The organism is Desulfovibrio piger, from assembly GCF_012843875.1.
Classification (GTDB): domain Bacteria; phylum Desulfobacterota; class Desulfovibrionia; order Desulfovibrionales; family Desulfovibrionaceae; genus Desulfovibrio.
Genome location: NZ_JABAFY010000022.1, coordinates 1 through 14574 on the forward strand (window position 1 = coordinate 1; position 14574 = coordinate 14574).

The following is a 14574-nucleotide window of genomic DNA, read 5'->3' on the forward strand; positions in this document are numbered from 1 at the left end:
TTTGCTGCCGCGCACAGTCTTTTTTTGTCCACATGCCTTCTTGTAACTATAAAAGCTGAAGTTTCCAAACACGCTCTTATAACATACTTTTGAATTTGACGACACTATCTAGTCTTTCCCGACCGGGATGTTTCAGGGGGGGCGCAAGCCCCCCTTTTCCGTTTTTGAGGCAGCCGTATCAGACGTCCTTGCCTTGCCTGTCTCCTGCGTCTATGCTGCGACATCCTTCGGATGCATAGCTCTCTTTTGGCGGGAGCGATGCAACTTTCTGCCGCTGTGTCCGTGCAGCCTGGCAGGCCCGACAGATTCCCCTCTTGTCACGAGGTCCCATGTTTGCCCGTATCGCTCTGCTTTCCGCTCCTTACAGCACCCTGACGTACGCCTTGCCTGACATCTTTCCCGAAGAGTTCTGGCAGGAAGGCCTGCGCGTGGCCATCCCCCTGGGCCGTGGTGCGTTGCGGGCAGGCATCCTGATGGAGCGGCTGGAGCACAGCGATCTTCCCGATGACGTCACCTGCAAGGAGGTGGCCTGGCCGCTGGAGACCGTCCCCCTGCTTTCGGAGGAGGTCAGGGCGCTGGCACGGGATCTGGCCATCAGGCAGGGACTGGAGCCGGGCTGCGTGTTCGGGCATGTCCTGCCGCAGGGCTTGCGCCAGGTGGATCTGCGTATCCGCTGGCTGGCGGCGGACAGGGATTTTTCCTGTACGGTGAAGCAGGTCACGAAACTGGAACCGGATCTGCGTCAGGCCCTGGCCGCGGCCCTGTGCCGGGGGGAGGCCCGTCTTGTCGCGTCGGGCCGGGATGCCGCTGGGGAGGAACTCTGTGTGCTGCGGGTGGATCCTCCCTGGCCGGTACGGCCGCAGGCCGCACGGCAGCGCGAGATACTGGACTATCTGCATGAACGGGGACAGGTCAGCCGTCGCCAGCTGACTCGGGATCTGGGAGCCGGCAGTGCTCCGGCCCTGCGATCTTTGCTGCAGGCCGGCTTCGTGGCTTTGCGCCACGCGGAGGCCGATGAGCCCGCTGACGAGCTGCTTCCGCCCGCGCCCCGGGCCTTTGAGCTCAATGCAGACCAGCAGCGGGCCCTGGAGGCCCTGCGTGCTGCGCTGGAGACGGAGCGGCCCGCATCGGTCCTGCTGTTTGGGGTGACCGGCAGCGGCAAGACGGCTGTCTATCTGGAGCTGATCCGGCATTGCATGGAGCAGGGCAGGAGCGTCCTCCTGCTGGCTCCCGAAGTGGCTCTTGCCTGCAAGCTGCGTCGGGATGCGGCCTGCGTCCTGCCCCATGTGCCCCTGTTTTTCTATCATGGCTACCAGCCCCCGGCACGACGGGAGGAGATCTTCCGCCGTCTGGCCACCCGGCAGGAGCCCTGCCTCGTGGTGGGGACGCGTTCGGCGCTCTTCCTGCCTGTACCGCAGCTGGGCTGCGTCATCCTGGACGAAGAGCATGACAGCTCGTTCAAGCAGGACGAGTCTTTGCCCTATCAGGCCAAGGAGCTGGCCTGGTCGCGCATCGCACGGCAGCGCGGCCTGCTGGTGCTGGGCTCGGCCACGCCGGACATCAAGACCTTCCATGCGGCCAGTCAGGGGCAGATAGATCTTCTTCGCCTGCCGGAGAGGGTAGGAGGGCGGCCTTTGCCGCCGGTGGAGCTGGTGGATACCAGTGGCCTGGCCGGGGAAGGGCTGCTGGCTGCCCGCAGCGAGCAGGCCCTGCGCGAAGTGCTGCAACGCGGGGAGCAGGCCGTTGTCCTGCTCAACCGGCGCGGCTACGCGCCCCTGCTGTACTGCCTGGACTGCAAGGAGACCGTCAGCTGTCCGCATTGCCACATCGCCCTGACCTACCATAAAGGGCGGGGGCGGCTCGTTTGCCATTACTGCGGCTATGCCGTTCCCTTTCCCAGTCCCTGCCCGCAGTGCAGGAGCATGAACTTCCTGCCCATGGGGGAGGGGACCGAAAGGCTGGAAGAATATTTGTCCACGCTGGCCGGGCAGCCTGTCCTGCGCCTCGACCGTGACAGCACCCGGCGGCCCGGACGCATGGAAGAGATACTGGCGGCTTTTGCCCGGCACGAGTCCCCCATCCTTGTAGGTACGCAGATGCTCTCCAAGGGCCACCACTTCCCTGATGTGACCCTGGCCATCGTGGCGGACGGGGATCTGGGGCTCAATCTGCCGGACTACAGGGCTGCGGAGCGGTCCTTCCAGCTGCTGGTCCAGTCCGCAGGCCGGGCAGGACGTGGCGACAAACCCGGGCGGGTACTGATCCAGACCCGCAATACCAATCACTACTGCTGGCAGTATGTCCAGAGCGGTGATTATGAAGGTTTTTATGCCGCCGAGCTGGCCCGGAGGCGACAACACGGTTATCCGCCTTTCGTGCGTCTGGCGTTGCTGCGCATCTCCTTCCCTGCGGAAGATCCCGGCGGTGCCGCGGCGCTGGGGGAGCTGGCCCGTTTGCTGCAAACCAGGGCCCGTGAGCTGGGCGTGCGCCTGCTGGGGCCTATCCCGGCGCCCCTGGCCATGCTGCGGGGCCGCAGGCGTTTTTCCTGCCTCATCAAAAGTGCCGGCTGGCAGGAGGTCAGGGTGCTGTACCATGAAGCTTTGCGGCAGCAGTGCGCCAGCCGCTTGCGGCTTTTCCTTGACCTTGACCCTGTCAATATGCTCTAATCTTCCGGTTTATTTTTCCCGCAAGCGGGATTTTACTGGGGAAAGCTCCGCGGTGCCTGCCCCGGCATTTTTGCGGCCTTTGACCGGCCCTGATGCCGGAGCGTCCGGCATGTGCCATGGCCGGGCACGGCAGGGCGGGAGCCGGTACCGGGCGGAAGGAGCTTGTCCGGTGCTTCATGGTCAAGGGAGGAAGAATGAAAGCTTTGCGTGTGGTGGGCCTGTGGGTGGCCCTGGTTCTGGGAGTGGCGTCGTCCGCCATGGCTGAAGGTTTTGCGCTGACCGAGTGGAGCGCACGCGGTCTGGGGCTGGCCAGCGGCATGGTGGGCCGCGCCGACGACGTGTCGGCCATCGCCTACAACGCGGCCGGCATCACCCAGCTGCCCGGCGTCCAGGTTATGGGCGGCATGGCCCTGGTCGCGCCTATGGGGACCTTGTCGCTGGATACGGCCCACGGCAAGCAGGAGACCACCACCAAGCCCGCCGTGTGGGCCGCGCCGCACGCCTACGCCAGCTGGCAGCTCAATGACAGCCTGTGGCTGGGCCTGGGCGTGTTCTCGCGCTTCGGTCTGGGCAACAGCTACGACCAGAACTGGACCGGCCGTTATAATCTGTACAGCGTCAACCTGCAGACCATCTCCGCCGTGCCCACTCTGGCCTGGAAGATCAATGACATCCTCTCCGTGTCCGCCGGTCTGGAGATCATGAACGTCAACCTGACCACGGAACAGAAGGCGCCCATCTTGGATCATGATGCCGAAGTCCAGGCCTCGGGCTGGGGCGTGGGCGGCCATTTCGGCCTGCATGCCCGCCTGAACGATCAGTGGTCCGTGGGCCTGGCCTACAAGACCCAGGTCACGGTCAATGCCTACGGTGATGCAAAATTTGATGGTCCGTATGCTGGTAAGCTGCAAAAAGTCACGAACTCTGATGCCCACAGTACCGTGCAGCTGCCTGACTCTCTGGCCCTGGGCGTGGCCTACAAGCCTCTGGACAACCTGAGCTTCGAAGTGGGTGCTGTCTGGACGCGATGGTCCACCTACAATTCCCTGAACATCTACATGGACAACGGCAATCAGTCCATCAGCCACAAAAACTGGCAAGACGGCTGGAATTTCAACGCCAGCGTGGAATACAAGCCTCTGGACTGGTGGAGCCTGCGTGCCGGTTTCTGGTACGAGACCCCGGTCATCAACGAGGATCACTCCGACTTCATGGTGCCCTCCAACGGCCGCACGGCCCTGACCCTGGGCACGGGCGTGGAGTGGAACGACTTCACCATCGACTTCGCCTACTGCCACATGTGGATCAATCCGACCAACTATGATGACACTGATGCAAGTGGTATTCGTACCCCCGGTCTGGCATCCGGTATCACCGGCGGCAATTCCAAGGACACCGTGGCCAACATCTATATGCTGAGCTTCGGCTACAAGTTCTAGGCTGCTTTCCGGCAGATTTCAGGGGCGTCGTCCTTGGGGCGACGCCTTTTTTTGCGTCTTGCGGCACAGAGCATTTGACCGCGGGCTGGAAAATCTCTATAGTCCCGTTTGAGAAAGTCTAAACTTTTACCGCCTGAACAGGCCCTGCTTTGCAGGAAACATCTCTTTGGAGGAGAGCAATGAAACGCACCATCCTTGCACTGGCTCTGCTGGTGGCTCTGGTCCTGCCCGGCATGGCCAAGGCCGAAGGTACCGGTATGTACCTGGCTCCCAAGTTCCTGATGACCATTCAGGAAACCGGCACCATCGAACGCTCCGGTATGGGCGGCGTGGACGAATACTCCCAGTTCACCCTGGGCGGCGCTCTGGCTGCCGGTTACGACTTCTGGCCCCAGTATCTGGTGCCCCTGCGAGTGGAACTGGAATACGCCCTGCGCGGCAACAGCGAAAAGAGCTGGGGCAGCAACTGGGGCAGCGTGGACTGCACCTGGAACAGCTCCACCCTGTTCGCCAACCTGTACTATGACTTCCGCAACGACAGCGCCTTCGTGCCCTACATCGGCGCCGGTATCGGTATGTCCTTCAACTACCTGGGCTTCGACCTGCACCGTGGCGGCAGCGCCGTTTCCCGTGACGAACACACCACTAATTTCGCCTGGAACGTGGGCGCCGGTGTGGCTTACAACGTGAACGACGCCCTGTACATCGACGCCGCCTACCGCTATGTGGACCTGGGCTACACCGAAGCCAGCGGTTCCCTGAACGGCGACCAGATCAAGGTGGGCAGCCGTCCTTACAACCACGAATTCATGCTGGGCCTGCGCTTCGCTTTCTAAAGCGCATTATCCGCGATTTGAAAAGGCCGCTCCCTCGGGGCGGTCTTTTTGTTTTTTGGCAGGCAGGGGCGGCGTGAAGGGCATGTCCCCCGGGATCCGTGAGCCACAGACAGGCCGGGACGGCCTGGTAAAAAGCCGTGATGGCCGCCACTGCGGTCTTTTCTTGACGAAACGGCATAAACAGCCTATGAATCACAATTCTGTATGCGCTGGCCGGGCCCGCGTGATCTGTCGCCATGTCCTGCGGCAGGGAGGGCAGGGCCTTTCAGTGTAACTTGATAGCGGGGTTCCCATGTTTGAAAGTCTTTCCGATCGCCTTTCCGGTGTGTTCCGCTCCTTCAGCGGACGCGGCCAGCTGACGGAAGAAAATATCCAGGCCGGCCTGCGCGAGGTGCGTCTTGCCCTTCTGGAGGCCGACGTCAACTTCAAGGTCGTCAAGGACTTTGTGGAGAACGTCCGCCAGAAGTGCCTGGGACAGGAACTCATCAAGGGCGTCAGTCCGGCGCAGCAGGTCGTCAAGATCGTCCATGAAGAGCTGGTGGGGCTGCTTGGTGGTGAGACAGCGGGGCTGAACCTTCAGGGCCAGGAACCAGCCGTCATCATGCTGGTGGGCCTGCAGGGCTCCGGTAAGACCACCTCGGCGGGCAAGATCGCCAATCTGCTGCGCAAGCAGAAGATGCGTCCCTATCTGGTGCCTGCCGACGTGTACCGTCCCGCGGCTATCGATCAGCTGACCGTGCTGGCCAAGCAGCTGGACATGCCCTGCTTCCCGTCCACGGTGGACATGAATCCCGTGGACATCGCCCGTCAGGCCATGGAAGCCGCCCGTGAGCAGCAGGCCACGGTGGTCCTGCTGGACACCGCCGGCCGTCTGCATGTGGACGAGCCCCTGATGCAGGAACTGGCCGCCATCAAGGCGGCGGTGAACCCGCAGGAGATCCTGTTCGTGGCCGACGCCATGACCGGTCAGGATGCCGTGACCGTGGCGGAGTCCTTCAACGAACGTCTGGGCCTGACCGGTGTGGTGCTGACCAAGATGGATGGCGATGCCCGCGGTGGTGCGGCCCTGTCCATCCGGGCGGTGACCGGTGCCCCGGTGAAGTTCGTGGGTATGGGCGAAAAGCTGTCCGAGATGGAGGTCTTCCATCCTGACCGCATCGCGGGCCGCATCCTGGGCATGGGCGACGTGCTCACCCTGGTGGAAAAGGCCCAGGCCACCATCGACGCCGACGAGGCCGAAGCCCTTGCCAAAAAGATGCGCAAGGCCAGCTTCGACCTGGAAGATTTCCGTACCCAGATGCGCCGGATCAAGAAGCTCGGCTCTCTGGACAGTATTTTGAAGATGATCCCCGGCATGGGCGGCCTGCGCGAAAAGCTGGCCGAAGCCAACGGGGCCATGCCTGAAAAGGAAATGGCCCGTACCGAAGCCATCATCAACTCCATGACCATGGCCGAGCGCCGCAACCCCGATATCCTCAACGGCAGCCGCCGGGCGCGTATCGCCAAGGGCGCCGGGGTCACGGTGCAGCAGGTCAACCAGCTGGTGCGCCAGTTCGAGCAGATGCGCCAGATGATGAAGGGGATGATGGGCGGCAAGGCCAAGGGGATGCCTGCCATGCCCAGGATGCCCCGGGGCATGAGCATGCCCGGCGGCATGGGCGGGATGCCCGGCATGATGCCGGGGATGGGTGGCATGCCCGGTATGCCGCCCATGGGGCTGCCGGATGCCGGACACGGCAAGTCGGCGGCGGCCAAAAAGCGCAAGAAGCGCGAACGGCCTGCCAAACGCAAAAAGAAATAGGCCCGTCCGTGCGGTCTGTCCGCACGGATCAGCGTCCGTTCCCCGGCAGAGCACGGCGAAACCTCATCGCCAGACGGCTGCGGCGATGCCGGAGACGCGATAAAAAAATCGTTGCGGCGCACTGGTCATTGATATAATGGGGGGAGGGCAAACTTGCTCTTTTGCCCCCGCAACGCTACCATAGCACAAACAGGAGATAATCATGGCTGTTAAGCTGAAATTGACCCGTCTGGGCAGCAAGAAGCATCCTTTCTACCGCGTCGTGGCCGCCAACGACGAAACCCGTCGTGATGGCCGTCCGCTGGAATTCCTGGGTTACTACAACCCCATGACCGATCCCGCCGAAGTGAAGCTGGACGCCGAAAAGGTGAAGGCTTGGCTGGATCGCGGTGCCGAACCCACCGACACCGTCCGCGCTCTGCTCAAGAAGATGGCCTAAGGGTATCTTTGCAGGATACCATCGTACCGGTCTTTCCGGTACTGGCCCGATGTTCTTCCGGTGTGCGGTACTGACGCGGCAGATCCCTGAGGGGGCTGCCTGATGGACGTACCGCACCGCAGGCGCATGGCGCTTTTCCCGCGGGCTTTTCCCGCGGAGATGCAGCGCCCGCTCACAGCAACAGTCTTGTCACGGCAGGACTTGCGGGAGGCCAGCAATGAAAGCTTTGATTGAATTTATCGCCCGTTCGCTCGTGGACGCGCCTGATCAGGTACAGGTCACTGAAGTGGAAGGCGAACAGACCACTGTGCTGGAATTGAAGGTCGCCAAGGAAGATCTCGGTAAGGTGATCGGCAAGCAGGGCCGCACGGCACGCGCCATGCGCACCTTGCTCAGCGCCGCGTCCACCAAGGCCAAAAAACGCGTCGTACTCGAGATCCTGGAATAGTTCCTCATGGCACGACGCATCCATATGGGCACGCTCGCGCGCCCGCACGGTATCAAGGGGGAGATCTGCGTCGACTGGTACGCAGACTCCCCTTCGCTGCTGGACGGTCCTTTCTGGTTGCAGGCGGGCGATGCCCCGCCGCGTCCTGCCCGGGCCCGTTCGTGGCGCATGCACAAAGGTCGTCCCCTGCTCCTGCTGGAGGGGGTGACCGACCGTAACGACATCGAAGCCCTGCGCGGCCAGAAGATTCTTGTGGACCGCGACCTGCTGCCCCCTGTGGACGAAGACGAAGTCTACGTGGAGGACGTGTTGGGCTTTGCCGTCATCCTGCCTGACGGCTCCCGCCTGGGCGTGCTGGATCATGTGGAATATCCTGCCGGTCTGGAGGTCTGGAGCATCGTGACCGATGACGGCAAGGAAGTCCTGTTCCCTGCGGAAGCCTCGTTCATCGAAGGCTTCGACCTGGAAGGGGAGTGCATCCACATCGCGCCGCCGGAAGGCCTGCTGGACATCTATCTGGGCGGTGACGAACAGGCCTAGCCTGTGGAGTCGGCTTTGCCGCCGGATTGCGGCGAGCATTTCGGACCGTCCATACGACTGCCCTGTTCCCTGTTTTTGCCTGTCTTTTTTGCTGCCCGTGCTGTCCGCAACACGGGCTGTCTTTTTCCTGGCCGGATGGTTCCGGCCCCTGCTGGTTTGGACCTGCCCTCGGCAGGTCCTTTCGTATGAGGTGGATCATGCCCGAATTGCCGGAAGTGGAGACCGTCGTCCGTACTCTGCGGCCGCAGGTACTGGAATGCTGCATCGAGCGGGTGGACGTGCTGCGCGAGCGTTCCCTGCATCCCCTGAGCCTTCCTGTGGAGCGACTGGCGGGGACGCGCATCAGCGCTGCCCGTCGCCGGGGCAAGCTGGCCCTGCTGGATCTGGAGCCGCCCGCCGTAGCCGCTGCTCTGCCTGTGCCGTCGATTCTGGCCGTGCATCTGCGCATGACGGGGCGCTTCATGGTCCACCCGGAAGGGGCCGCCCCTTTGAAGCACACGCGCATCATCTTCCATTTGCAGCGGCCTGACGGGAGCCGGGCGCAGCTCTTTTTCGATGATGTGCGCTCCTTCGGCCTGGTCTTTGCCGCCACGCCGGAGCTGCTGGAGCGCTGGGACTTCTGGCGTTCGCTGGGCCCGGAACCGCTGTACATGGGGCCCGGTTCTCTGGGGCCGCGTTTGCACGGACGCCGGGCCATCAAGGCCGCCCTGCTGGATCAGACCGTACTGGCCGGTATCGGCAATATCTATGCGGACGAGTCCCTGTTCCGGGCCGGTATCGATCCCCGCCGGCCTGCCGGGGAGCTTTCGGAGGCAGAAGCGGAACGTCTCCGCTGCGCTTTGCAGGAGGTCTTGCGGGAATCCATCGCCCAGTGCGGCAGCTCCATCCGTGATTATCGGGATGCCAACGGCAATGTGGGCGCTTTCCAGAATACCTTTTTCGTCTATGGCCGTGGCGGACAGCTTTGCCGTCGCTGTGGCACGGAGCTGGAAAAAGGGCGTATCGCCGGCCGGGCCACGGTATTTTGTCCGCAGTGCCAGAAGTAGCGGGCGATCTTTTGGGGAAGGGAGCTTTGCGGTAAAGCTCCCTTCCCCTCTCTCAGCAGACCTCGGTCTGGCGGGCATTTCGGGCCGTCAGCCTGACAAACAGTTGTGTATGGCTGATGTGCAGCCGTGATGAGCAACGGGCCGTTCCCTGCGGGGAGCGGCCCGTTGTCCGTGTCCGGCGCCGTACAAAGAGGAGAGTGTGCGCAAGGGTATCCTCTTTTCCAGAGCTTGAGGCCGCAGGCTGTAGAGTGATGCGCAGCCTGTATCCATGCGGTGCGCGCACAAAGGTCACCGGACAACCACCGCACTGCTGCCACTGTCATCGCGTCAGCCGAGCGAATACCGTACGTTGCGGAGGACGACAGCAATTTTTTATCCGGAGGACTCTCCACCCTGCCGTCGCCGTTCGCAAGGCATGCGCTCGTCGATGAGGCCCCACACGTCCTGCGGACAAGGTCGTCCCGCGTCCGGCAGGCAGCGGTAGCAGTAGGGAGGATTTTCTTTCTCGTCTGTCTTCAGGGCCGTACCGGCCGGGCGGTGTCCCAGTCCAGAAGAGGGACGTCCCTGTCGCCTGACAGGGGCCAGGTCACACGGACATGCCCGTAGCGGCCTGTCTGCAGCAGGGGGATATGCTGTTCTTCCAGCCATTGTCTGAGCTGTTTCCCGGGATGGCCGAAGCGGTTGAAGGCGCCGCAGGAGGCTACCACCAGCCGGGGGCGCACAGCCGTCAGGAATTCAGGCAAAAAAGAACTGTCCGAGCCGTGGTGCGGTGCCAGCAGGACATCGGCCTGCACGTCCCGGCCACTGGCCAGCAGGTGGCGCAGGGCGGCCCCGTCGGCATCACCGGGGAAAAGGGCCAGGCCGTGCCCATTGTGGACCAGGCGCAGGACCAGGGAGGCACTGTTGCCTTCCCAGACATAGGCGCCCGGGGCTGGCCGGGGCGGATGCAGCACATACAGAGCCAGCCCGTCTTCGGGATCGCCCAGTTGCAGGGTATCTCCGGCATGGAGGGGGGCGTTCTTCCGTTTTTGCAGGGTGGCCTGCCAGATATGCCCCATCTGACCACTGCCCGGCTGGCCGTTGTGCAGCAGGAGCGCTTCGGGAAAGGCCGCCAGCAGGGGAGGGATGCCGCCCGCGTGATCGATGTCGGGATGGCTGTTGATGATGGCGTCCAGACCGGGGCGGGCATTGCAGGCTAGCAGGGGAAGGAGGAGTTCGCGTCCCGGGTTCCAGGAGCGGGACATGCTGCCTGCGGCGTCCACGAGCAGGGTCTGGCCATGCGGCAGACGCAGCAGGACGGCTTGCGCCTGTCCCACGTCAGGGACGGAAAGCTCCAGCCGGGGCACCAGACTGTGGTGCAGACGCAGGGCCGGGCCCACACAGGCCAGCAGCAGACCGCAGATGAGCAGGCGTTTTCCCGCCGGCGGCAAGCCGGGGCGTCCGGCCCGCAGGGCCAGTGCCAGAAAAAGGCAGGCCATGGCGGGCAGGGCCGTCCAGTGGGGCCGCAGGATGGGGGGGACGCTGAGCCAGCCCTGCGTCTGGAGGAAAAGCAGGCCGTCCACCAGCCACTGGCAGGGCAGGGCCACCACATCCAGCACCAGAGCGGCTGCCGGGCCAAGGCCGCACAGGCTGAGCCCCAGTCCCAGGAAGGCCCCCGGCAGGACAAGGGTGCCCAGGACGGGCAGCCAGAAAACATTGAGCAGGAACCACAGCCCGCTGTTGTTGAACAGCAGCAGGGAAAGGGGCAGCAGGGCCAGCTGGATAAAGAAGGAGACCAGCAAAATGCTGGCCAGTGAACGGAGCAGGCGCTGCCCGGGGGACGTCCGCGGGATACGGCGCAACAGCTGCCCCATGAGCGGCGTGGCGCAGCAGATGACGGACACGCACAGGGCGGAAAGTTGCAGACCGGTATCGAAGACGGACAGGGGGGAGATGACGGTGATGCAGAGCAGCGTGCAGCACAGGACATCCAGCCCGCTGGAAGGGAGGCGCTCCCGGAGCGTCTGGGGCAGCGGCATGCAGCGCAGGTGGGCCAGGGCCATGGCCGTGGCCAGCAACAGGAGCATCCCGGCCGCCCGCAGCAGCGAAGGCGGCGCATTGCCTAGCCAGAGATAGCCCAGGGCCGCCGGGCAGGCCGCCAGCGGGATGAGGACGGTACGGGGGCGCCAGAGATAGAGCCCCGGATGCATACGGGCCGCCAGCCAGACCAGGAGCATCCCCGCCAGACCGGCCACGAGCAGATGCTGCCCGGAAAGGGCCAGACTGTGGGAAAGGTTGCCGGCATTGAAGGCCTTCACGGTGGGCGTCTCCAGCAGGAAGCGTTCCCCGAAGAGCAGGGCCAGCAGGATGGCCTTGCTCTGGGGCACCGGTGCCGCGGAAGGCGTGGAAGGCGCGGCGACAGGGAGCTGGGGAGGGGGGGCGGCCGTCAGACCGGAGGGAGAAGCGGCGGCGGGCGGCAAAAGATCGTCCCTGCCCGGCAGGAGCACGGCAAGGAACTTTCGAATGAGTTCCAGACGCTGCCGGGCAAAGGGAGAGGGGGCGCCGTCGACGGCGGGCTGACCGTCCGTGCCCCGGCTCCAGATGCGCCAGCCGGTACCGTGGCTGTGCCACCAGAAGCCCCAATCGGTGAGGCCGAAGTTGCGCTGGGTATCCACGGGCAACAGCTTGCGTTGCAGGCGAACGGTCTGGCCCGGCAGCGGGAAGACGGCGGCCTGCTCCCATGTCCAGGCAAGGTTGCCGGGAAGATGGACCAGAGGCTGACCGTCAGGCTGTTGCAGATGCAGGTCGGTCAGGCTGATGCGCAGGCGCTGTTCCGGCAGGGTGCGTACATCGCTCACCCTGGCTTCCAGCACAGGCCAGTGGCGGGGCGGGGTGCGTTCCTCGTACAGCTGTTCCAGCACGGGGGGCACGGGAAAAGCGGGCAGCAGGGCCTGGGCCGTGACACAGCCCAGCAGGGCGACGGCACAGCCCACCAGCAGGCGGGGGAGACGCCACAAACGGCTGTCCGCCACCAGGACGCAAAGACCCGCGCAAAGCGCGGGTCCGGGCCAGCGTGCCGCCAGCAGGCCCAGCAGCCAGCATAAGAGCCAGCTTTGCCAGAGAAGGCCCGGGGCCAGCGGCGGACGCCACATGATATCAGGCCAGATCGCGGGCGGCGTCGCGTTCTTCGGCCCTGCGTTTGAGGGTCTCGCGATGGTCGAAGAGCTTCTTGCCGCGACCCAGGGCGATCTCCATCTTGACCTTGCCCTGCTTGAAGTACATGCGCACGGGCACCACGGTCAGGCCTTTCTGTTCCACACGGGCCGCCATCTGGCGGATCTCGGCGGCGTGCAGCAGCAGGCGGCGCGGGCGGTCGGGATCCTGCGGTACATAGCCGGCATTGTCGTACGGGGCGATATGCAGCGAAAGCACGAAGGCCTCGCCGTCACGGAAATCCACATAGCTGTCCAGAAAGTTGATCTTTCCGGCCCGGATGCTTTTGACTTCAGGGCCGGTCAGGCTGATGCCCGCTTCCACGAAGTCGGAGAGTTCGTACAGGTGGCGGGCCTTCTTGTTGACGGCGATGGTGGACGGGGATGGTTTTTTGCTCATATTCCTAACTGTTCGTCATGATGCTTGTGGTATGGAAGGCCAGCTCCGAGCCCAGGCTCTCCTGCAGGCGTTCGCGCAGCATGCGCTGCGAGGCCGTCACGTCGGTGCTCATGAGCACGCTGTGGGCCATGTCCATGCAGGTCTGGGCGTCCAGGCGGCGGATCATGTGCTTCATGCCCGGTACGAAGCGCGGCGAGGCCGAGAGCGTGTCCACGCCCATGCCCAGCAGCAGGGCTAGACCGTAGGGGTCGGCGGCCAGCTCGCCGCAGACGGAGACCCCGATGCCCTCGCGGTGGGCGGAGTCGATGATGCGCTTCAGGGAGCGGACCACGGCCGGATGCAGGGCCTCGTTGAGGTAGCCCACATGCAGGTTGTTGCGGTCGATGGCCATGAGGTAATGGATAAGGTCATTGGTGCCGATGCTGAAAAAGTCGCATTCGCGGGCCAGGGCATCGGCGATGAGCACGGCCGCCGGGGTCTCCACCATGATGCCCAGGGGCAGATCGGCGGCGTGGGGCAGACCGGCGGCCTGCAGCTCCTGCTGCAGTTCCTGCATGATGCGGCGCACGCTCTGCACCTCGGCCAGTCCGGAGATCATGGGCAGCAGCAGGGAGATATTGCCTTCCACCCCGGCGCGCATGAGGGCGCGCAGCTGGCTGCGGAAGATCTTCTGGTGCCGCAGGCAGAAGCGGATGCCGCGCAGGCCCAGGGCCGGGTTGGGTTCCTTGAGGGCTTCCTGGGCGCGGAGCATCTTGTCCGCACCGGCGTCCAGGGTACGGAAGACCACATGTGCGGGCGCGGCCTTGCGGGCCACGGCACTGTATTCGGCATAGAGCTCTTCCTCGCTGGGCAGATGCTCCCGCAGGAAGGAGAATTCCGTACGGTACAGGCCCACGCCTTCGGCGCCGCTGGCCTGCAGTTCGTCCATCTCTTCCAGCCGCTCCAGGTTGGCATGGACGCTCACGCGCACGCCGTCGCGCATCTCGGCGGGCCAGTGGGACTCGCTGCGGGTGCGGGCCTCCCACTCCTGATACTCGCGCTGGCGCTCTTCATAGGTGGCCAGATCGTCGGCATCGGGATCCAGCAGCAGGCAGCCGTTGAGGCCGTCCACGATGACCTTTTCACCGGGCTTGCCGGTCTCCAGCAGGCCGGTGACGCCCACCAGGGCCGGGATGTGCAGGCCGCGCGACAAAATGGCCGTGTGCGACGTGGGCCCGCCCTCTGCCGTGATGACGGCCCGCACGTCCTTGAAATCCATGTCCATGACGTCGGCGGGCGAAAGATCCTGGGCGGCCAGGATACCGGCGCCGGCCGCGGCGGGCAGGGCGCAGCTGCCGGCCAGGCATTCGCGCAGGCGCAGGCCCACGGCCCGGATGTCCTGCGCACGGTCGCGCAGATAGGGGTCGTCCATGTTGCGGAAGATGCTGCACAGCTGTTCCACCGTGCTGTCCAGGGCCCAGGCGGCGCAGACCAGTTCCTTCTCGATGCGGGAAAGGGCGCTGCCCACCAGTTTGGGGTCGCGGGCCAGTTCGATCTGGGCGGCGATGACCTCACGGTATTCGGAAAGGTCTTCCGGGACCTTGGCCATGGCTTCCTGCAGGGCGGCGCGCACATTGGTCACGGCGGCGCGCAGCTGTTCCTGCTCACCTTCCACTTCGCGCGGGCTGATGCGGCGCATCTCCACGGTCTGGACATTGTGGGCGAAGCGCAGCACCCCGATGGCGATGCCGGGAGAGACGGACGTACCGAAAAGAAGAGAGCGTGCCAT

The 14574-nt window shown here is 64.3% G+C and carries 11 protein-coding genes; 8 read left to right on the forward strand and 3 right to left on the reverse strand.

Annotation, left to right across the window (positions count from 1 at the left end; genetic code table 11):
• The first annotated feature begins 329 nt into the window (after positions 1-329).
• The 8 genes from priA to mutM all read left to right on the forward strand — a co-directional run bounded on the left by priA (position 330) and on the right by mutM (position 9215).
• On the forward strand, positions 330-2666 hold the full coding sequence (priA, locus tag HF854_RS06990; RefSeq protein WP_168935654.1) for a replication restart helicase PriA: 2337 nt from the start codon (positions 330-332) through the stop codon (positions 2664-2666).
• Between the two features lie 194 nt (positions 2667-2860).
• Positions 2861-4105 (forward strand): OmpP1/FadL family transporter, encoded by a 1245-nt coding sequence (locus HF854_RS06995; RefSeq protein WP_168935655.1) that lies wholly within the window; start codon positions 2861-2863, stop codon positions 4103-4105.
• 179 nt (positions 4106-4284) lie between these two features.
• Complete coding sequence (locus HF854_RS07000) at positions 4285-4941, forward strand: outer membrane protein (protein ID WP_168935656.1); 657 nt, start codon at positions 4285-4287, stop codon at positions 4939-4941.
• Positions 4942-5233: 292 nt separating this feature from the next.
• Positions 5234-6742, forward strand: coding sequence for a signal recognition particle protein (gene ffh, locus HF854_RS07005; protein WP_168935657.1), 1509 nt, complete (start codon positions 5234-5236; stop codon positions 6740-6742).
• 202 nt (positions 6743-6944) lie between these two features.
• Positions 6945-7181, forward strand: a complete 237-nt coding sequence (gene rpsP / locus HF854_RS07010) for a 30S ribosomal protein S16 (RefSeq protein ID WP_072337376.1) — start codon at positions 6945-6947, stop codon at positions 7179-7181.
• Positions 7182-7398: 217 nt separating this feature from the next.
• On the forward strand, positions 7399-7629 hold the full coding sequence (locus HF854_RS07015; RefSeq protein ID WP_006006428.1) for a KH domain-containing protein: 231 nt from the start codon (positions 7399-7401) through the stop codon (positions 7627-7629).
• Positions 7630-7635: 6 nt separating this feature from the next.
• Positions 7636-8169, forward strand: coding sequence for a ribosome maturation factor RimM (rimM, locus tag HF854_RS07020; RefSeq protein WP_168935658.1), 534 nt, complete (start codon positions 7636-7638; stop codon positions 8167-8169).
• A 197-nt stretch (positions 8170-8366) separates the two neighbouring features.
• Positions 8367-9215: a bifunctional DNA-formamidopyrimidine glycosylase/DNA-(apurinic or apyrimidinic site) lyase gene (gene mutM / locus HF854_RS07025; protein ID WP_168935659.1), complete on the forward strand. Its 849-nt coding sequence runs from the start codon at positions 8367-8369 to the stop codon at positions 9213-9215.
• Between the two features lie 515 nt (positions 9216-9730).
• Here the strand turns inward: mutM and HF854_RS07030 are convergent.
• Genes HF854_RS07030 through ptsP form a run of 3 tightly spaced genes read right to left on the reverse strand, consistent with a single transcriptional unit; the run spans position 9731 to position 14574 of the window.
• A complete protein-coding gene (locus tag HF854_RS07030; protein ID WP_168935660.1) occupies positions 9731-12346 on the reverse strand; it encodes a ComEC/Rec2 family competence protein in 2616 nt (871 codons plus the stop codon).
• Positions 12347-12350: 4 nt separating this feature from the next.
• On the reverse strand, positions 12351-12806 hold the full coding sequence (gene smpB, locus HF854_RS07035; protein ID WP_006006439.1) for an SsrA-binding protein SmpB: 456 nt from the start codon (positions 12804-12806) through the stop codon (positions 12351-12353).
• Between the two features lie 4 nt (positions 12807-12810).
• Positions 12811-14574 carry a phosphoenolpyruvate--protein phosphotransferase gene (gene ptsP / locus HF854_RS07040; protein WP_168935661.1) on the reverse strand — a complete coding sequence of 588 codons (1764 nt, stop codon included), beginning with the start codon at positions 14572-14574 and terminating at the stop codon, positions 12811-12813.

What these genes read in the sequence shown, in the direction of transcription:
- priA (WP_168935654.1), top strand. Translation starts at nt 330, where the DNA reads ATGTTTGCCCGTATCGCTCTGCTTTCCGCTCCTTACAGCACCCTGACG.
- HF854_RS06995 (WP_168935655.1), top strand. Translation starts at nt 2,861, where the DNA reads ATGAAAGCTTTGCGTGTGGTGGGCCTGTGGGTGGCCCTGGTTCTGGGA.
- HF854_RS07000 (WP_168935656.1), top strand. Translation starts at nt 4,285, where the DNA reads ATGAAACGCACCATCCTTGCACTGGCTCTGCTGGTGGCTCTGGTCCTG.
- ffh (WP_168935657.1), top strand. Translation starts at nt 5,234, where the DNA reads ATGTTTGAAAGTCTTTCCGATCGCCTTTCCGGTGTGTTCCGCTCCTTC.
- rpsP (WP_072337376.1), top strand. Translation starts at nt 6,945, where the DNA reads ATGGCTGTTAAGCTGAAATTGACCCGTCTGGGCAGCAAGAAGCATCCT.
- HF854_RS07015 (WP_006006428.1), top strand. Translation starts at nt 7,399, where the DNA reads ATGAAAGCTTTGATTGAATTTATCGCCCGTTCGCTCGTGGACGCGCCT.
- rimM (WP_168935658.1), top strand. Translation starts at nt 7,636, where the DNA reads ATGGCACGACGCATCCATATGGGCACGCTCGCGCGCCCGCACGGTATC.
- mutM (WP_168935659.1), top strand. Translation starts at nt 8,367, where the DNA reads ATGCCCGAATTGCCGGAAGTGGAGACCGTCGTCCGTACTCTGCGGCCG.
- HF854_RS07030 (WP_168935660.1), bottom strand. Translation starts at nt 12,346, where the DNA reads ATGTGGCGTCCGCCGCTGGCCCCGGGCCTTCTCTGGCAAAGCTGGCTC.
- smpB (WP_006006439.1), bottom strand. Translation starts at nt 12,806, where the DNA reads ATGAGCAAAAAACCATCCCCGTCCACCATCGCCGTCAACAAGAAGGCC.
- ptsP (WP_168935661.1), bottom strand. Translation starts at nt 14,574, where the DNA reads ATGGCACGCTCTCTTCTTTTCGGTACGTCCGTCTCTCCCGGCATCGCC.